Raw genomic sequence first — 17,463 nt, 5'->3', positions numbered from 1 at the left:
CACCTGCGCCCTCAGACGGCGCGCTTGAGCTCGTCGACCATGTTGAGCTGCTCCCAGGGCAGCTCGATGTCGGTGCGGCCGAAGTGCCCGTACGCGGCGGTCTGGGCGTAGATCGGGCGCAGCAGGTCCAGGTCGCGGATGATCGCGCCGGGGCGCAGGTCGAACACCTCGGGCACGATCTTCTCGATCTTGACCGGGTCGACCGTCGCGGTGCCGAACGTCTCGACGAACAGGCCGACCGGTGCGGCCTTGCCGATGGCGTAGGCCACCTGCACCTCCACCCGTTCGGCCAGCCCCGCCGCGACGATGTTCTTGGCCACCCAGCGCATCGCGTAGGCGGCCGAGCGGTCCACCTTGGACGGATCCTTGCCGGAGAACGCGCCGCCGCCGTGGCGGGCCCAGCCGCCGTAGGTGTCGACGATGATCTTGCGGCCGGTCAGCCCCGCGTCGCCCATCGGGCCGCCCAGGACGAACTTGCCGGTCGGGTTGAAAAGCAGCCGCGTCGAGGAGGTGTCCAGCGTGTCGTGCGCCAGGTCGTCGAGGACGGTGTTGACCACCTTTTCCCGAAGGTCGGGGGTCAGGGTGTGCTCCAGGTCGATGTCGGCCGCGTGCTGGGTGGAGATCACCACGGTGTCCAGCCGGACCGGGACGTTGTCCTCGTATTCGATGGTGACCTGCGTCTTGCCGTCCGGGCGCAGGTAGGGCAGCACGCCGTTCTTGCGCACCTCGGTCAGCCGCCGGGACAGGCGGTGGGCCAGCGCGATAGGCAGCGGCATCAGTTCGGGCGTGTCGGCGATCGCGTAGCCGAACATCAGCCCCTGGTCGCCGGCGCCCTGCGCGTCCAGCGGGTCCCGCTCGCCCTCGACCCGGGCCTCGTAGGCGGTGTCCACACCCTGGGCGATGTCGGGCGACTGCGCGCCGATGCCGATGTTCACCCCGCACGACGCCCCGTCGAAGCCCTTGTCCGAGGAGTCGTAACCGATCTCGAGGATGCGCTCGCGAACCGTGTTGGTGATGTCGGCGAACGCCTCCTTGGCCGTCGTCGTCACCTCGCCCACCACGTGCACCTGGCCGGTGGTCACCAGCGTCTCGACCGCCACCCGTGAGCGCGGATCCTCCGCCAGCAGCGCGTCGAGGACCGAGTCGCTGATCGCGTCACAGATCTTGTCGGGATGCCCCTCGGTCACCGACTCACTGGTAAACAGCCGACCCTTTTCGCTCACAGCCTCAATCCTTCCAATAGTTAGTCAGCCGAATCATATCGGCTGGCATCGCGGCGCAAACCGGGACCGCTACCCGCCGCCCTCGCCGTGCAAAAACGCGACGATCGCGTCCACGATACGACTGGCCATCAGCGTCTTCGAGCCGTGCGGCAGCGCCGACTCGGTGCCGTCGGAAGCCAGCAGCCACCCGTCGTTGCTGTCCACCTCGAACGCCTTGTTGTCGCCGACGGCATTGACGACCAGCAGGTCACACCCCTTGCGCCGCAACTTCTCCCGGGCGTGGAACAGCACGTCGCCGTTGGCGTCGCCGGTCTCGGCGGCAAATCCCACGATTGCGCGCATGTTGGGCAGCTGCCCGTGGGCCCGCGCCCGCACCGTGCCGGCCAGCACGTCGTCGTTGCGGAGCAATTGGATCGTCGGCGCTTCGTCCCGTTCGTCCGGGCCCTTCTTGATCTTCGCGGCGGCGACCTGTGCCGGCCGGAAGTCGGCGACGGCCGCCGCCATCACCAGCACGTCGGCCTCGGGCGCGTGCTTGGACACCGCCTCTGCGAGTTGCGTCGCCGAGCTGACCTGCACCACGTTGACGCCCGCGGGGTCGATCAGGCCGGCGGTGTGCCCGGCGATCAGCGTGACGTCGGCGCCGCGCTGCGCGGCGACCCGCGCCACCGCATAGCCCTGCTTGCCGGAGCTGCGGTTGCCGATGAAGCGCACCGGGTCGATCGGTTCGCGGGTGCCGCCGGCGGTCACCAGCAGCCTCCAGCCGGCGAGGTCATAGGGCAGCGCGTCAGGGCGGTCCAGCAGCAGGTGGGCCAGCGTGGTGATCTCCTCGGCCTCCGGCAGCCGCCCCGCACCGCTGTCGGTGCCGGTGAGCCGCCCGGATGCGGGCTCCAGCACCACGGCCCCGCGGCGCCGCAGCGTGGCCACGTTGTCGACGGTGGCCGGGTGTAACCACATCTCGGTGTGCATCGCCGGCGCGAACAGCACGGGGCACCGGGCGGTCAGCAGGGTCGCGGTCAGCAGGTCGTCGGCGCGGCCGTGCACCGCCCGGGCCAGCAGGTCGGCGGTGGCCGGCGCCACCACGACCAGGTCGGCCCGCTTGCCGATCTGGACGTGGGGAACCTCCGGGACGTCGTCGAAGACACCGGTGCGCACCGGGTGACCCGACAGCGCCTCGAAGGTGGCCGCCCCGACGAATCGCAGCGCGGATTCGGTGGGAATGACACGGACCTCGTGGCCGGCCTCGGCGAGCTGGCGAACCACCGTGCACGCCTTGTAGGCGGCGATGCCGCCGGAGACGCCGACTACGACCTGTTTGGCGACCTGGTTGGGGGTCCGCTTGCCGTCCACAGCGCGCCCGGCTGCTATTCGCCCTCGGTGTGTTCGAGCAGGTCGGCGTGGATCTCACGCAGCGCGATGGACAGTGGCTTTTCCTGCAGCCCGGGCTCGACGAGCGGGCCGACGTATTCGAGGATGCCCTCGCCGAGCTGGTTGTAGTAGTCGTTGATCTGGCGGGCCCGCTTGGCGGCGTAGATCACCAGGGCGTACTTGCTGGACACGCGGTCCAGCAGATCGTCGATGGGCGGGTTGGTGATGCCCAGCGGGGTGTCGTAGGCGGCCTGTCCGCCTGCCGACGGATCGAACTGGTCCACGGCGGTCAGCGACGCGTCGGACTGGGGAATGCTCACGTAGGTCTATCTCCTGGCGGATTGGAGTCGATGGAATCTGGTCTGGCTGCTGGTCCGGCCAGGCAGTTCATGCCGGGCCCGGCGCAGTTCCCACCAGCAAGGATACCAATTCGGCGCACGCAGACTCCAATCGACTGTTGACCACCACCTCGTCGAAGTCGTCCTGGGCCGCCATTTCGACGCGGGCGGTGTCGAGGCGACGGCGGATGGCCTCCGGTGTCTCGGTGCCGCGGCCGACCAGCCTGGCCTTTAGGTCCTCCCAGCTGGGCGGGGCCAGGAACACCGTGACGGCCTCGGGCATCGCCTTCTTCACCGCCCTGGCGCCGGCGAGGTCCACCTCGATGAGCACCGGGAGCCCCGACTCGGTGGCGGACCGCACAGGCGCGGCCAGGGTGCCCGACCGGTGCAGCCCGCCATGGATCTCGGCCCATTCCAGCAGGGCGCCGTCGTCGATCAGCTGCTGGAAGCGGGCGGGGGTGACGAAGTGGTAGTCGACCCCGTCGACCTCGCCGGGCCGCGGGGCCCGGGTCGTGGCCGAGACACTGAAGTGCAGGTTCGGGATCCGCTCGCGCAGACATCGGACCACGGTTGACTTGCCGACCGCCGAGGGACCGGACAGCACGACCACACGCCCCTTGCCGGTTGGCTCGGGGCATGCCCGTGCGACGTCCGGCCCCTCTCCGGCGCTCACCGGCGGCTGTGCCGGTGTGCCTGCCTCTTCAGGCCTTTCGGCCTGCATCGTCGGCAGGCTAGGCGGAGCCGAACTTTTCCAGCAGGGCCTTGCGCTGCCGGTCGCCGAGGCCGCGCAGGCGGCGGGTGGGGGCGATCTCGAGCTCGGTCATGATTTCCTGCGCCTTGACCTTGCCCACCTTCGGCAACGCCTCGAGAAGCGCAGACACCTTCATCTTGCCCAGGACTTCGTCGCTCTCGGCGTCCTTGAGCACCTGGGAAAGATTGGTGCCGCCCCGCTTGAGGCGGTCTTTGAGCTCTGCTCGCGCGCGACGAGCGGCAGCCGCCTTCTCCAAAGCGGCCGCGCGCTGCTCGTCGGTCAACTGGGGAAGGGCCACGATTCCTCCGTATCTGATCAATCGTCAATCGATCTCGTTTTGTCTCTGCCGGGTACTTCAGCCAGCGGAGATGACCGTACTCAGCCTTCCTGACGAAATCTAACCCGCCCCCCTGGTTAATTGTGCAAATGTGCAGCGTGCGCCGCGCGGCCGAGGCGGTTGCGCGGTCCGCGGGGCGTCGCGGAGACCGGCCGGACGAGCTGCCCATTCCGGCGCGAAATCGGCGCCGCAAGCCCGGCGATATGCCTTTTGAACTGCGGTTTTACGTCTGAGGGCGGATGCCGCCCGGCGCCGCCGCGAGCGCCACGGATGCCCGCGGTGCGCGGCCCGCGGTCGAGGTGCGGGGGATCACGCATTTTTCCGTGGCGTGTCGCGCGTGTCGCGCCCGGCGCCCGCCGCCAGGTCGGCGGGTTACCATCGAGCCGTGCCGAACCTGCGCATCCGTCAGGCGGCTGAGCTGCTCGGAGTCAGCGACGACACCGTCCGGCGGTGGATCAACCAGGGCACCCTGTCGGTCAGCCACGACGCGGCCGGCCGCAAAGTCATCGCCAGCAAGGATCTGGCCGAGTTCTCGCGTTCCAACGCACCCAATCCGCCGCCCGAACCGCTCAGCATCGGCAGCTCGGCCCGCAACCGGTTCGTCGGCCTGGTCACCAGGGTGATCAGCGACAAGGTGATGACCCAGGTCGAGATGCAGTGCGGTCCCCACACCGTCGTCTCGCTGATGAGCACCGAGGCCGCCGAGGAGCTGCACCTGCAGCCCGGCAGCGTGGCCGTGGCCGTCGTCAAGGCCACCACCGTGATCGTCGAGACGGCGCGGCCGGGAGAGCCGGTAGCCGCGGACTGAGCGGCTTAAAGCGCTCCCAGGTACGCGACGGCGTCCCGCATCCGCTCGCCGGCCGCGCGCAGGTCCGCCACGCCGGGGCCGGCCTTGAGCACCTCGCGCGCCACGGCCGGCAGCAGCTGCCCCGGCTTCGCGCCGCCCAGGCCGCCAAGCGCCTCGGGGCGCCCGCCCTGCGCCCCCACGCCGGGCACCAGCACCGGTCCGCCCAGCTCGCTCACGTCCGGCGCCCCGAACACCGTCGCGCCGAGGACCACGCCGACGTAACCCGGCCCGGACCCCGTGGCGGATCGGTTGACCACCGCCGCCTGGTCGACGATCAGCTGGGACACCATCCGGCCGTCGAACGTCGCGCGCTGCACCGTGCCGCCCTCCGGGTTGGAGGTCGCGGCCAGCACGAACACACCACGGTCGGTGGCGGCGGCGGCCTCCAGCAGCGGCCGCAGGGAGCCGAACCCCAGATACGGCGAGGCGGTCACCGCGTCGGCGGCCAGCGGCGAATCACCGGCCCACGCGGCGGCGTAGGCCGCCATGGTCGTCCCGATGTCGCCCCGCTTGGCGTCGGCGAGCACCAGCACCCCGGCCGAACGCAGCGCGGCGATGGTGCGTTCCAGCACCGCGTACCCGGCGGCCCCGTACGCCTCGAAGAACGCGACCTGGGGCTTGACGACGGCGAATCCGGCGAACGCCTCGACGCAGACGTCGCAGAACGCGGCCAGCCCGTCGGCGGTGACCGGCAGGTCCCAGGCCCGCAGCAACTCGGGGTGCGGGTCGATGCCCAGGCACAGCGGCCCGCGACTGTCCTTGGCCGCGGCCAGCCGCGCGCCGAAGCCGGTCATCGGGGGTTGCCCGGGGGCTGAATCGCCCCGGCGCTGTGCGCACCGATTGCGCTGTGCAGCTCCTGCAGGGACCGCACGCCGATGTCGCCGCGGATCCCCGCCTCGATGCCCTGCACGGCCGCCGACGCGCCCTGCACCGTCGTGACGCACGGAATGTTGACCGACACCGCGGCCGAACGGATTTCGTAGCCGTCGATGCGCGGGCCGGAGTTGCCGAACGGCGTGTTGATCACGATGTCGACCTCGCCGGCCTTGATCGCGTCGACCGCGGACATCGCGGGGCGTCCGGGCTGCGGCGGCTCGAAGTGCTTGCGCACCTCGTCGCAGGGAATCCCGTTGCGGCGCAACATCTCCGCGGTGCCCTCGGTGGCCAGCACGCGAAAGCCCAGGTCGGCCAGCCGCTTGACCGGGAACACCAGTGATCGCTTGTCCCGGTTGGCCACCGACACGAATATCGTTCCCTCGGCCGGCAGTGACCCGTAGGCGGCGGTCTGGCTCTTGGCGAAGGCGGTGCCGAAGTCGCGGTCGATGCCCATCACCTCGCCCGTCGATTTCATCTCCGGACCGAGCAGCGAGTCGATGGCGGCCCCGTCGAGGCCGCGGAAGCGGTGAAACGGCAGCACGGCCTCCTTGACGGCGATCGGAGCCTGCGGCGGCGCGTGGGCACCGTCACCCTCGCGCGCCAGCATTCCCTCGTCGCGCAGCTGGGAGATACTGGTGCCCAACATGATTCGCGCGCACGCCTTGGCGAGCGGGACGGCGGTGGCCTTGGAGACGAACGGGACGGTGCGGCTGGCCCGCGGGTTGGCCTCCAGCACGTAGAGCACGTCGTCCTTGAGCGCGTACTGCACGTTGAGCAGCCCCACGACGCCGATGCCGTGCGCGATGGCCTCCGTGGCGCGGCGCACCTTCTCGATGTCACTGCGGCCCAACGTGACGGGCGGCAGCGCGCACGCGGAGTCCCCGGAGTGGATGCCGGCCTCCTCGATGTGCTCCATGATGCCGCCGATGTACACCTCGGCGCCGTCGCACAGCGCGTCGACGTCGATCTCCACCGCGTCCTCGAGGAAGCGGTCGACCAGCACCGGGTGTTCGGGCGACAGTGCCGTGGCGCGGGTGATGTAGCCCTGCAGCGTCTCCTCGTCGTAGACGATCTCCATGCCCCGCCCGCCCAGCACGTACGACGGGCGCACCAGCACCGGATAGCCGATCTCGTCGGCGATGCGGCGGGCCTGCGCGAAAGTGGTTGCGGTGCCGTACTTCGGCGCGGGGAGTCCGGCCGTGGCCAGCACGTCGCCGAAGGCGCCGCGATCCTCGGCCAGGTCGATGGCCTCCGGCGGGGTGCCCACGATCGGAACCCCGGCGTCGAACAGCCGCTGCGCCAGCCCGAGCGGGGTTTGGCCGCCGAGTTGCACGATCACTCCCGCGACCCCCGGGCCGCCCGCGCCCGACAGCGTCTCCGCGCGGAACACCTCGAGGACGTCCTCGAAGGTCAGCGGCTCGAAATAGAGCCGGTCGGCGGTGTCGTAGTCGGTGGACACCGTCTCGGGGTTGCAGTTGACCATGACGGTCTCGAAACCGGCTTCGCTCAACGTCGTTGCAGCGTGCACGCAGCTGTAGTCGAATTCGATGCCCTGGCCGATCCGGTTGGGCCCGGATCCCAGGATCAGCACCTTGGGCTTCTCGCCCTGCGGGGCCACCTCCGTCTCGGCGGCCGGGTCCAGCTCGTAGCTGCTGTAGTGATACGGCGTCTTGGCCTCGAACTCCGCCGCGCAGGTGTCGACGGTCTTGTACACCGGGTGGATGCCAAGCCGCTCGCGCAGCGAGCGCACCCCGTCCTCCCCCGCCAATTCCGGACGCAGGGCGGCGATCTGGCGGTCCGACAGGCCGTGGTGCTTGGCCTGGCGCAGCAGGTCGGCCTCGAGGACGGGTGCACCGCACACCTCGGCGCGCAGCTCGACCAGCTCGCCGATCTGCGCGACGAACCACGGGTCGACTCCGCTGGCCGCCGCGACCCGCTCGACCGACGCGCCCAGCCGCAGCGCCAGCTCGATGTCGTAGAGCCGGCCCTCGGTCGGGGTCCGCAGCCGGGTCAGGACCTCGTCGACGTCCCCGTCGTCGTCCGGCTTCGTCCAGAAGCCGGCGCGCCCGGTCTCCAGCGACCGCATCACCTTGCCGAGCGCCTCGACGAAGTTGCGGCCCAACGACATCGCCTCACCGACGGATTTCATGGTGGTGGTCAGCGTCGGGTCGGCGCCGGGGAATTTCTCGAACGCGAACCGCGGCGCCTTGACGACGACGTAGTCCAGCGTCGGTTCGAAGCAGGCCGGGGTCTCCTTGGTGATGTCGTTGACGATCTCGTCCAGGGTGTAGCCGATGGCCAGCTTGGCGGCGATCTTGGCGATCGGGAAGCCGGTGGCCTTGGACGCCAGCGCGCTGGACCGCGACACCCGCGGGTTCATCTCGACGACGATCAGCCGCCCGTCGCTCGGGTTGACGGCGAACTGGATGTTGCAGCCCCCGGTGTCCACCCCGACCTCGCGCAGGATCGCGATGCCCAGATCGCGCATCCGCTGGTACTCCCGGTCGGTGAGCGTCATGGCCGGCGCGACGGTGACCGAGTCGCCGGTGTGCACGCCCATCGGGTCGACGTTCTCGATCGAGCACACCACGACCACGTTGTCGTTGCCGTCGCGCATCAGCTCGAGCTCGAATTCCTTCCAGCCGTAGATCGACTCCTCGATGAGGACGTTGGCGCTGGGCGAGGCGGCCAGCCCGGCGCCGGCCATCCGCTCGACGGCCTCGGCGGAGTCGGCCATCCCCGAACCCAGCCCGCCCATGGTGAAGCTCGGCCGCACCACGACCGGCAGGCCGAGTTCGGCGACCGTCTCGCGGACCTCTTCCATGGTGAAACATACTCGGCTGCGGGCGGATTCGCCGCCGACCTTGGCGACGATGTCCTTGAACCGCTGCCGGTCCTCGCCGCGCTGGATGGCGTCGAAGTCGGCGCCGATCAGTTCGACGTCGTAGCGCTCCAGCGCCCCGTTCTCGTACAGCGCGACCGCGGTGTTCAGCGCCGTCTGCCCGCCCAGCGTGGCCAGCAGGGCGTCGATCTTGTTGCCGCGCTCGGCCTGCTGGGCGATCACCCGCTCGACGAACGCCGGGGTGATGGGCTCGACGTAGGTGTGGTCGGCGTACTCCGGGTCGGTCATGATGGTGGCCGGGTTGGAGTTGATCAGGCTGACCTGCAGCCCCTCGGCGCGCAGCACCCGGCACGCCTGGGTGCCGGAGTAGTCGAACTCGGCGGCCTGCCCGATGACGATCGGCCCGGAGCCGATCACCAGCACGTGGTTGAGATCGGTGCGACGCGGCACTAGCGCCCCCTCCCTGTCTGGGCGCGAAGGTGCGCAGATGTACCCCGATTACCGCGTGTCGCCGTACCGACACGCACGCTCGCGAGAAGTAGTGGAGTCACTGGTGGCCCGCCATCAGGTCGATGAATTGGTCGAACAGGTATTCCGCGTCGTGCGGGCCGGCGGCGGCCTCCGGGTGATATTGCACCGAAAACGCCCGGCCGTCAGCCAGTTTGACGCCCTCGACGACCCCGTCGTTGGCGCAGGTGTGGCTGACGATCGCCGGGCCGAACGGCGTATCGAAGGACTGCCCGGCCTCCCCCTCCAACGCGAAGCCATGGTTCTGCGCGGTCACCGCCACCCGCCCGGTGGCGTGGTCGATGACGGGGATGTTGATGCCGCGGTGGCCGAACACCATCTTGTAGGTGGACAGGCCGAGCGCCCGGCCGAGGATCTGGTTGCCGAAACAGATTCCGAACAACGGGATCCCGGCCGCCAAGACTTGCCGCGTGACGGCGACGACATGGTCGGCGGTGGCGGGGTCGCCGGGGCCGTTGGACAGGAACACGCCGTCGGGCTCGAGGTCGGCGATCTGGTCGAAGGCCGCCGACGACGGCAGCACGTGGCTGCGGACGCCGCGCCTGGCGAAATTGCGCGGGGTGTTGGTCTTGATCCCCAGGTCTAGCGCGGCGACGGTAAACCTTTGCGGCCCTTCGGGTTCCACAACATAGACCTGACCTGTGCTGACCTCGCCGGCCAGGTCGGCGCCCAGCATCGACTGCTGGCCTCGTACCCGGTCCACCAGCTCGGCCGGCTCGGCCAACGAGTCGCCGGAGAAGACGCCGGCCTTCATCGAACCTCGGCTGCGCAGGTGCCGCACCACCGCCCGGGTGTCGATGCCGGCGATCCCCACGATGTTCTGGCGGACCAGCTCGTCCTCCAGCGTGCCGGTGGCCCGCCAGTTCGAGGCGCGCGGCGACGGGTCGCGCACCGCATAACCGGCGACCCAGATCTTGTCGCCGCGGCTCTCGGCATCCTCGCCGTTCCAGCCGGTGTTACCGATCTGCGGCGCGGTGGCGACCACGATCTGACGGTGGTAGCTGGGGTCGGTGAGCGTCTCTTGATAGCCGGACATGCCGGTGGAAAAGACGGCCTCGCCGAGGGTTTGGCCGATCTTGCCGAACGGCGTCCCGGTGAAGACCCGGCCGTCTTCCAGTACCAGTACGGCCTTACTACTCACGCGGACTCCTTCACCCAGGCGTCGTATTCTTCGCGGTGGTTCGCCCGAAACCCGATGTCGATCTCGGGGCCCGACGGCAGCCGCCACCGGATCGCCAGGATCCCGATGCGGGCGACCACCTTGCCGGCCATGCCGCGCTCCACGCGGATGGCCGTGATCGACTCCCGCGGGATCCAAATAGGTTTGGCGCGAACGCGTTCCAGCAGGATGCCCTCGGGGTAGCGGGTGAGCACCGCCTTGCTGCGGTACCCCAGGTCGCCGGCCGTGATGCGCTCGTTCCAGGAGGGCGCCATCGTGCAGCCGCAATAGAGCCCGCGGGTGGTGACGCTCGCGGTGCCCACCTTGTCGGGCACGTCGGGCAGGTCGCCGATCAGCTCGGTCTGCCGCTGCGAGCGGCGCTGCCAGCCCCGCATCATCAGCTGGATGAGCACCGCGATCACCACCACCAGCACGGCCGCGAAGATCAGCGACCCCACCAGCGTGCCGGAGTTCATGCCGGGCTCTTCTGATCCCGGGCGGTGACCCTCCCGCGCAGCAGGGTGGCCGTCACGGTGGCGGGCAGCGTCATCGACTCATACGGCGTGTTGGCCGACCGGCTGGCCAGGTCCGACCCGGTGACCGTCCAGGTGGCGTCCGGGTCCACCACGGTCAGGTTGGCCGGCTCCCCCACCTCCAGCGGCCGCCCGTGGTCGGGCAGGCCGACGATGCGGGCGGGATTCTCGCTCATCACCCGCGCCACGTCGCGCCACGTCAACAGCCCGGGCGCCACCATCGTGTGCACCACCACCGACAGCGCGGTCTGCAGCCCCAGCATGCCGGGGCGCGCCGCGGAGAACTCGACGCACTTCTCGTGCTCGGCGTGCGGGGCGTGGTCGGTGGCCACACAGTCGATCACCCCGTCTACCAGCGCCTGACGCAGCGCGAGCGCGTCGGCGGCCTCGCGCAGCGGCGGGTTGACCCGGTTGACGCCCGCGTAGCCGGCCAGCCGGCTGTCGTCGAGCAGCAGGTGGTGCGGCGTCACCTCGGCGGTGATCGAAATACCTTGCTCCCTGGCCCATTTCAGGATCTCGACCGTGCCGGCCGTGGAGGCGTGGCAGATGTGCACCCGGGCGCCGGCGTCGCGGGCCAGCAGCGCGTCGCGGGCCACGATCGACTCCTCGGCGGCTCGCGGCCACCCCGCCAGCCCCAACCGGGCGGCCGTCGGTCCCTCGTGGGCGACGGCGCCGACGGTCAGCCGCGGCTCCTCGGCGTGCTGGGCGATCAGCACCCCCAGGCCGGTGGCGTACTCCAGGGCGCGGCGCATGATCAGCGGGTCGTGCACGCACACCCCGTCGTCGGAGAACATCCGCACCTGCGCGGCGCCGTCGGCCATCATGCCCATCTCGGTCAGCTCGGCCCCGGCCAGCCCGACGGTGACGGCGCCGACGGGGTGCACGTCGACGAGGCCGACCTGCTGGCCGCGGTGCCAGACGTGGTCGGTGACCACCGGGCTGTCGGCGACCGGGTTGGTGTTGGCCATCGCGAACACCGCCGTGTAGCCGCCCAAAGCTGCTGCAGCCGAACCGGTTTCGATGTCCTCGGCGTACTCGCGGCCGGGCTCGCGCAGGTGGGTGTGCAGGTCGACGAACCCGGGCAGCAGGATCTGGTCCGTCGCGTCGATGACGTCGGCCGTGTCCGGGATCGCCAGGTCAGGCCCCATGTCGGCGATCTGCCCGTCATCGACCAGGACGTCGACCCGGTCGCCTTCGCCGTAGGGGCGCACACCGCGGATCAGCACGCTCATGCCGCGATTTCCTCCGTCCCCACGAGCACATGGAACAGCACCGCCATCCGCACATGCACCCCGTTCGAAACCTGTTGCAGCACCGCCGATTGCGACGAGTCGGCGACCGTGGATGAGATCTCCATGCCGCGCACCATCGGCCCCGGGTGCAGCACCACGGCGTGGCCCGGCAGCATCGCCTGGCGCCGCTCGGACAGCCCGTAGCGCACCGAGTACTCGCGCACCGACGGGAAGAAGCCGCCGTTCATCCGCTCGGCCTGCACCCGCAACATCAGCACCGCGTCGGCGGCCGGCAGCTCGGCGTCGAAGTCATACGACACGGTCGCAGGCCAGCCGTCGACCCCCACCGGCAACAGGGTCGGCGGCGCCACCAGCACCACCTCGGCGCCCAGGGTGGCCAGCAGCATGACGTTGGACCGGGCGACCCGGCTGTGCAGGATGTCGCCGACGATCACGACGCGCCTGCCCTCGATGTCTCCGAGGCGCTGGCGGATGGTCAGCGCGTCGAGCAGCGCCTGCGTCGGGTGCTCGTGGGTGCCGTCGCCGGCGTTGATCACCGACGGCGCTGGGCCAGTGGCTGCCGTCGCAGCCGAAGTCCATTCGGCGAGCAGGTGCGCGGCCCCGGACGCCGGGTGCCGGATGATCAGCGCGTCGGCGCCGGCGGCCCGCAGCGTCAGCGCGGTGTCGCGCAGCGACTCGCCCTTGCCCACCGACGATCCGGCCGCGCTGACGTTGATCACGTCGGCGCTCATCCACTTGCCGGCCACCTCGAAGGACACCCGGGTGCGGGTCGAGTTCTCGTAGAACATCGTGACGACGGTGCGGCCACGCAGCGTCGGCAGTTTCTTGATGTCGCGGCCCACCAGGGCCTGCGCGAACCGGTCGGCGTCGTCGAGGATGGCGACGGCCTCGTCGCGACTCAGGTCGCCGGCGGCCAGCAGGTGGCGCGCGCTCATTTGGCGATCACCACCCCGTCGCGGCCGTCGTGTTCGCCCAGCAGCACGTGCACGCTCTCGCTGCGCGACGTCGGCACGTTCTTGCCCACGTAGTCGGCGCGCAGCGGCAGCTCGCGGTGACCGCGGTCGACCAGGACCGCCAGCTGCACCGCCCGCGGCCGCCCGACGTCGCGCAGCGCGTCCAGCGCCGAGCGCACCGAGCGCCCGGAGTAGAGCACGTCGTCCACGAGGATCACCAGCGCGTCGTCGACGCCGCCGGCCGGGATGGAGGTGGCCTCCAGCGGGCGGGGCGGCTTTTGCATCAGGTCGTCCCGGTAGAGGGTGATGTCGAGCGCGCCGTGGGGGATGTCCACGCCGCTGTATTCGCCGATGTTGGCGGCCAGGCGCTTGGCGAGGGTGACGCCGCGCGTCGGGATGCCCAGCAGCACCACCCGGGGCGCGTCGGGGCCGTCCAGCGCGGTCTTTTCGATGATCTGGTGCGCGATCCGGGAAATGGTGCGGCCCACGTCGGCCGCCGACATCAATTCGCGGCCCGCGTCGTTCGCGGCGCACATACGAGACTTGACCTCCTTCTCCGCCTCTCTGGACGGATCGTTAAAGGATGTCGACTGCCCGGCAGCGTAGCACTTCCGCCGCAGTGGCCGGCAGGAAGGTGGACGTGTCGGCGGCCCCGGCTAGTATCGAAAGCATGTTCGAATCGGAAACCGATCCCCGCGCCGGCGAGGCCGCGCTGATCGCGCGGATCGCCGAGCTGGAGACGGTCAAGTCGGCGGCCGCCGCCGAGCAGGCGCGCGCGTCGGTGCAGCTGGAGGCGCTGCGCCGCGCCAACGAGGCCGCGGCCGGGGTGCCGGCCGCGCAGCGCGGCCGCGGGCTGGCCAGCGAGATCGCCCTGGCACGGCGAGACGCCCCCGCCCGGGGCGGACGACATCTCGGCTTCGCCAAAGCGGTGGTACACGAGATGCCGCACACACTGGCGGCGCTGGAGTGCGGGCGGCTGTCCGAGTGGCGGGCCACCCTGATCGTGCGGGAGTCGGCGTGCCTGGACGTCGAGGACCGGCGCACGCTGGACACCGAGTTGTGCGCCGACGGCTCCAAGCTGGACGGAATGGGCGACGCGCGGATCGTGGCGGCGGCGCGGGCGATCGCCTACCGGCTCGACCCTCAGGCGGTGGTCGAGCGCGCGGCCAGGGCCGAATCCGAGCGCACGGTGACGATTCGGCCGGCGCCCGACACCATGAGCTATGTGACGGCGCTCCTGCCGGTGGCCAAGGGCGTCAGGGTGTACGCGGCGCTCAAGCGCGCCGCGGACACCACGTTCGACGGCCGCACCCGCGGCCAGGTGATGGCCGACACGCTGGTCGAGCGCGTCACGGGCCGGCCCGCCGAGGTCGCCCAGCCCATCGCGGTGAACCTGGTGATGTCCGACGGGACGCTGCTGGGTCACGACGACGAGGCGGCCGTGGTCGACGGGTACGGCCCGATACCGGCCGCCGTGGCCCGCCACCTGGTGGGCGACGCGGTCGGCGACGAGCGGTCGAGGGCGACGCTGCGGCGGCTCTATCGGCATCCCCGCTCGGGGTCGCTGGTCGCCATGGAGTCGCGGTCGCGTTGCTTCCCGAAGGGGCTGGCCGCCTTCATCGGCCTGCGCGATCAGCGTTGTCGCACCCCCTACTGCGACGCCCCGATCCGCCACCACGACCACGCCCGTCCGCACCACCGCGGCGGTGCGACCAGCGGGGCGAACGGGCTCGGATCGTGTGAGCGCTGTAACTACGTCAAGGAAGCGCCCGGCTGGCGAGTCACGGCCGCGGTCGATGAAACCGGCACTCACACGGCCGAATTCACCACACCCACCGGCGCGCGCTACCGCTCGGGCGCACCGCCGCCGCCGGGAACGATCGAGGTATTCGACAGCGAGATGGAAGCCAGGATCATCGTCGCGCTCGTCGAGTACCACGCGGCTTGAGCCGGCGGAGGCACACCGCCGCTAGCTGCAACGGTATTGCCCGTTGAGCACGCAGTTCACGGGCGGCGAGTAGGTACCGCTCAGCGCGCCCCGGAAACCGCCCGTGGCCGAACCACCGGGTGCAATCACGCGATTCCAGTTTGCGGGGGTGAGAACAACGTGCGTGCCATATTGCGTGAAGCTGCTGTTCCACGTGTGCAGGACGGATTCTCCCGCCGGCAAGTCGAATTCAAGCTTCCAATCGCTGAGCGGCGCCATGCTCGCGTTGGTGACGGTGAAGTTGGCGATGAAGCCCGTCTGCCACGTATGTTCGACCGACAACGTCGCCGCGGCCGAGGCCGCATGAGCCACCGGCGTCATCACGAGTCCGAGGCTGGCGACCATCAATGCCGACACGGTGGCGTAGAGCGCTGTGCGCCAGCGCTTCACGCGATTGCTCAGTGCGGCCATGGCAGCCAACACTAAAGCCAAACGAACGATATCGGCCCGCGCACGCGGGTACGCTGCAGTACCTTTGCTCAACCGAAACCGTCATGAAATTTTGGCTCGCCGGAGGCGGAAGTCGGCCTGAACACGACGAGGGGATGCCAAGCGTTCGCGATAGTGCTCTTTCCCCGCCCTGCTCGACGTACGCCCGGTGCGGGCCGGGCACAACGTGCCCCAGGAAGCCCCGGATGCTTTCACCGACGCCGTGCTGCACGCCCACCGCAACAGCTGACGCGTGCGCGGCCTCGCCGGCCCGCCCACTACCCTGAACCCGATGAATCTGGACGTTAATCAGGCCTCCATCCGCGAGGTGTGCGACGCGGGCCTGCTCGCCGGCGCGGTGACGATGGTCTGGCAGCGCGGAGAACTCCTGCAGGTCAACGAGATCGGATACCGCGACATCGACGCGGGCCTGCCGATGCAGCGCGACACCCTGTTCCGCATCGCGTCGATGACCAAGCCGGTCACGGTCGCGGCGGTGATGAGCCTGGTCGACGAGGGCAAGCTGGCGCTCAAGGACCCGGTCGTGCGCTGGGCGCCCGAATTGGCAGGCGTGCAGGTGCTCGACGACCCGCACGGTCCGCTGGACCGGACGCACCCGCTGGGCCGCGCCATCCTGATCGAGGACCTGCTCACCCACACCAGCGGCCTGGCCTACGCGTTCTCGGTGTCCGGGCCGATCGCCAAGGCCTACATGCGGCTGCCGTTCCACCAGGGCCCCGACGCCTGGCTGGCCGAACTCGCCAAGCTGCCGCTGGTGCATCAGCCCGGCGAGAAGGTCACCTACAGCCACGCGATAGACCTGTTGGGCGTCATCGCCGCTCGCATCGACGGCAAGCCGTTCCACCAGGTTCTCGACGAACGGGTGCTGGGACCGGCCGGCATGCCCGACACCGGCTTTTTCGTCTCCCCCGAAACCCGCCGGCGCGCCGCCACCATGTACCGGCTCACCGACGACCACGAGCTGCAGCACGGCGTCATGGGCCCACCGCACGTCAAGCCGCCCTCGTTCTGCAACGCCGGCGGCGGGTTGTGGTCGACCGCCGACGACTACCTGCGGTTCGTGCGGATGCTGCTCGGCGACGGGGAGGTCGACGGCGTGCGGGTGCTCTCGCCCGAGTCCGCCCGGCTGATGCGGACGGACCGGCTGACCGACGAGCAGAAGCGGCACAACTTCCTCGGCGCGCCGTACTGGGTGGGTCGCGGCTTCGGGCTGAACCTGTCGGTGGTGACCGACCCGGCGAGGTCGGCCCCGTTGTTCGGGCCGGGCGGGCCCGGGACGTTCAGTTGGCCCGGCGCCTATGGGACATGGTGGCAGGCCGACCCGTCGGACGACCTGATCCTGCTGTATCTGATCCAGAACCTGCCCGATCTGACCGTGGACGCCGCCACCGCCGTCGCGGGCAACACGTCGCTTGCGAAACTCCGCACGGCGCAACCGAAGTTTGTCCGCCGCACCTATCAGGCGCTCGGCCTGTAGCGCGATGGTGGACTACCCGCCCGACCGCATGACCGGCCCGCGGCTGGTGCTGCGCCCGCCGACGCTGGACGACGCGGGCGCGCTCTTCCAACGGGTCGCCCGCGACGCCGAGGTCACCAAGTACCTGCTGTGGGCGCCGCATCCCGACGTGGCGGCGACGCGGCGGGTGATCACCGAGAAGCTCAACGTCGGCGGCGACGAGCGGACCTGGGCCATCACGCTCAAGCACAGCGGCGACGTCATCGGGCTGACCAGCTGCCGGCGCCCGGTGCCGCACTCGGTCGAGATCGGTTACTGCCTCGGCCGCAAGTGGTGGGGCAAGGGCTACATGTCCGAGGTGCTCGATCTTTTGCTCGCCGCGCTGGATGCCGACCGCAGGGTCTATCGCGTCTGGGCGACGTGCAGCCCGGACAACGAGCGGTCGGCGCGGTCGCTGGAGCGCGCCGGTTTCGAGTTGGAGGGGCGGCTGGCCCGCCACGCCGTCTATCCCACCATCGGGCCCGAGCCCCGGGACGCCCTGCTGTACGCGAAGATCCTGCGCTGA

17 protein-coding genes are annotated in these 17,463 nt (G+C 70.3%); 4 read left to right on the top strand and 13 right to left on the bottom strand.

From position 1 onward, the window contains the following. Positions 1-11 precede the first annotated feature (11 nt). The 5 genes from metK to mihF form a co-directional block, all read right to left on the bottom strand. On the bottom strand, positions 12-1,223 hold the full coding sequence (gene metK, locus A5696_RS15955) for a methionine adenosyltransferase (RefSeq protein WP_067880738.1): 1,212 nt from the start codon (positions 1,221-1,223) through the stop codon (positions 12-14). Between the two features lie 69 nt (positions 1,224-1,292). Continuing rightward, positions 1,293-2,570 (bottom strand): bifunctional phosphopantothenoylcysteine decarboxylase/phosphopantothenate--cysteine ligase CoaBC, encoded by a 1,278-nt coding sequence (gene coaBC / locus A5696_RS15950; RefSeq protein ID WP_067880735.1) that lies wholly within the window; start codon positions 2,568-2,570, stop codon positions 1,293-1,295. 14 nt (positions 2,571-2,584) lie between these two features. Next, positions 2,585-2,908 carry a DNA-directed RNA polymerase subunit omega gene (gene rpoZ, locus A5696_RS15945; protein WP_067880732.1) on the bottom strand — a complete coding sequence of 108 codons (324 nt, stop codon included), beginning with the start codon at positions 2,906-2,908 and terminating at the stop codon, positions 2,585-2,587. A gap of 67 nt (positions 2,909-2,975) precedes the next feature. After that, positions 2,976-3,599, bottom strand: coding sequence for a guanylate kinase (gmk, locus tag A5696_RS15940; RefSeq protein WP_197516996.1), 624 nt, complete (start codon positions 3,597-3,599; stop codon positions 2,976-2,978). A 58-nt stretch (positions 3,600-3,657) separates the two neighbouring features. Continuing rightward, complete coding sequence (mihF, locus tag A5696_RS15935) at positions 3,658-3,975, bottom strand: integration host factor, actinobacterial type (RefSeq protein ID WP_067880726.1); 318 nt, start codon at positions 3,973-3,975, stop codon at positions 3,658-3,660. Between the two features lie 424 nt (positions 3,976-4,399). On the opposite strand from mihF, the gene A5696_RS15930 reads away from it, so the two are divergent. Continuing rightward, positions 4,400-4,822, top strand: coding sequence for a molybdopterin-binding protein (locus A5696_RS15930; protein WP_067880723.1), 423 nt, complete (start codon positions 4,400-4,402; stop codon positions 4,820-4,822). Positions 4,823-4,827: 5 nt separating this feature from the next. Here A5696_RS15930 and pyrF read toward each other — a convergent pair whose 3' ends face one another. The 7 genes from pyrF to pyrR all read right to left on the bottom strand — a co-directional run bounded on the left by pyrF (position 4,828) and on the right by pyrR (position 13,541). After that, positions 4,828-5,655: an orotidine-5'-phosphate decarboxylase gene (pyrF, locus tag A5696_RS15925; RefSeq protein ID WP_067880720.1), complete on the bottom strand. Its 828-nt coding sequence runs from the start codon at positions 5,653-5,655 to the stop codon at positions 4,828-4,830. Continuing rightward, the gene (carB, locus tag A5696_RS15920) at positions 5,652-9,029 is read right to left on the bottom strand and encodes a carbamoyl-phosphate synthase large subunit (protein ID WP_067880717.1); all 3,378 of its coding nucleotides are present in this window, start codon (positions 9,027-9,029) and stop codon (positions 5,652-5,654) included. The genes pyrF and carB overlap by 4 nt, the downstream gene beginning before the upstream one ends. 97 nt (positions 9,030-9,126) lie before the next feature. Further along, positions 9,127-10,248 carry a glutamine-hydrolyzing carbamoyl-phosphate synthase small subunit gene (carA, locus tag A5696_RS15915; protein WP_067880715.1) on the bottom strand — a complete coding sequence of 374 codons (1,122 nt, stop codon included), beginning with the start codon at positions 10,246-10,248 and terminating at the stop codon, positions 9,127-9,129. Further along, positions 10,245-10,742 carry a transporter gene (locus tag A5696_RS15910; RefSeq protein ID WP_067880712.1) on the bottom strand — a complete coding sequence of 166 codons (498 nt, stop codon included), beginning with the start codon at positions 10,740-10,742 and terminating at the stop codon, positions 10,245-10,247. Before A5696_RS15910 ends, carA begins: the two co-directional genes overlap by 4 nt. Further along, entirely contained in the window at positions 10,739-12,031 is a 1,293-nt protein-coding gene (locus A5696_RS15905; protein ID WP_067880709.1) for a dihydroorotase, read from the bottom strand. The genes A5696_RS15910 and A5696_RS15905 overlap by 4 nt, the downstream gene beginning before the upstream one ends. After that, a complete protein-coding gene (locus A5696_RS15900) occupies positions 12,028-12,987 on the bottom strand; it encodes an aspartate carbamoyltransferase catalytic subunit (protein ID WP_067880705.1) in 960 nt (319 codons plus the stop codon). Before A5696_RS15900 ends, A5696_RS15905 begins: the two co-directional genes overlap by 4 nt. Beyond that, complete coding sequence (pyrR, locus tag A5696_RS15895; RefSeq protein WP_067880702.1) at positions 12,984-13,541, bottom strand: bifunctional pyr operon transcriptional regulator/uracil phosphoribosyltransferase PyrR; 558 nt, start codon at positions 13,539-13,541, stop codon at positions 12,984-12,986. Before pyrR ends, A5696_RS15900 begins: the two co-directional genes overlap by 4 nt. Positions 13,542-13,675: 134 nt before the next feature. On the opposite strand from pyrR, the gene A5696_RS15890 reads away from it, so the two are divergent. Continuing rightward, the gene (locus tag A5696_RS15890) at positions 13,676-14,953 is read left to right on the top strand and encodes a DUF222 domain-containing protein (RefSeq protein ID WP_067880699.1); all 1,278 of its coding nucleotides are present in this window, start codon (positions 13,676-13,678) and stop codon (positions 14,951-14,953) included. A 21-nt stretch (positions 14,954-14,974) separates the two neighbouring features. On the opposite strand, the gene A5696_RS15885 is transcribed toward A5696_RS15890, so the two are convergent. Next, complete coding sequence (locus tag A5696_RS15885; RefSeq protein WP_067880696.1) at positions 14,975-15,403, bottom strand: cellulose-binding domain-containing protein; 429 nt, start codon at positions 15,401-15,403, stop codon at positions 14,975-14,977. Between the two features lie 310 nt (positions 15,404-15,713). Between A5696_RS15885 and A5696_RS15880 the strand changes: the two genes are divergently transcribed. Together A5696_RS15880 and A5696_RS15875 are read left to right on the top strand one after the other, a co-directional pair. Then, positions 15,714-16,919 carry a serine hydrolase gene (locus A5696_RS15880; RefSeq protein ID WP_067881052.1) on the top strand — a complete coding sequence of 402 codons (1,206 nt, stop codon included), beginning with the start codon at positions 15,714-15,716 and terminating at the stop codon, positions 16,917-16,919. A gap of 4 nt (positions 16,920-16,923) precedes the next feature. Next, positions 16,924-17,463 (top strand): GNAT family N-acetyltransferase, encoded by a 540-nt coding sequence (locus A5696_RS15875; RefSeq protein WP_067880693.1) that lies wholly within the window; start codon positions 16,924-16,926, stop codon positions 17,461-17,463.

The organism is Mycobacterium sp. E2699, assembly GCF_001666745.1.
In the GTDB taxonomy this organism is placed as follows: domain Bacteria; phylum Actinomycetota; class Actinomycetes; order Mycobacteriales; family Mycobacteriaceae; genus Mycobacterium.
The sequence above is the reverse complement of the archived record's forward strand: the minus strand, read 5'-3'. Positions and strand labels throughout refer to the sequence as shown.

Coding starts and splice junctions, on each gene's coding strand:
- A5696_RS15905 (WP_067880709.1), bottom strand. CDS start 12,031: ATGAGCGTGCTGATCCGCGGTGTGCGCCCCTACGGCGAAGGCGACCGG.
- pyrR (WP_067880702.1), bottom strand. CDS start 13,541: ATGTGCGCCGCGAACGACGCGGGCCGCGAATTGATGTCGGCGGCCGAC.
- A5696_RS15900 (WP_067880705.1), bottom strand. CDS start 12,987: ATGAGCGCGCGCCACCTGCTGGCCGCCGGCGACCTGAGTCGCGACGAG.
- A5696_RS15910 (WP_067880712.1), bottom strand. CDS start 10,742: ATGAACTCCGGCACGCTGGTGGGGTCGCTGATCTTCGCGGCCGTGCTG.
- A5696_RS15885 (WP_067880696.1), bottom strand. CDS start 15,403: ATGGCCGCACTGAGCAATCGCGTGAAGCGCTGGCGCACAGCGCTCTAC.
- A5696_RS15880 (WP_067881052.1), top strand. CDS start 15,714: ATGAATCTGGACGTTAATCAGGCCTCCATCCGCGAGGTGTGCGACGCG.
- A5696_RS15890 (WP_067880699.1), top strand. CDS start 13,676: ATGTTCGAATCGGAAACCGATCCCCGCGCCGGCGAGGCCGCGCTGATC.
- A5696_RS15875 (WP_067880693.1), top strand. CDS start 16,924: ATGGTGGACTACCCGCCCGACCGCATGACCGGCCCGCGGCTGGTGCTG.
- pyrF (WP_067880720.1), bottom strand. CDS start 5,655: ATGACCGGCTTCGGCGCGCGGCTGGCCGCGGCCAAGGACAGTCGCGGG.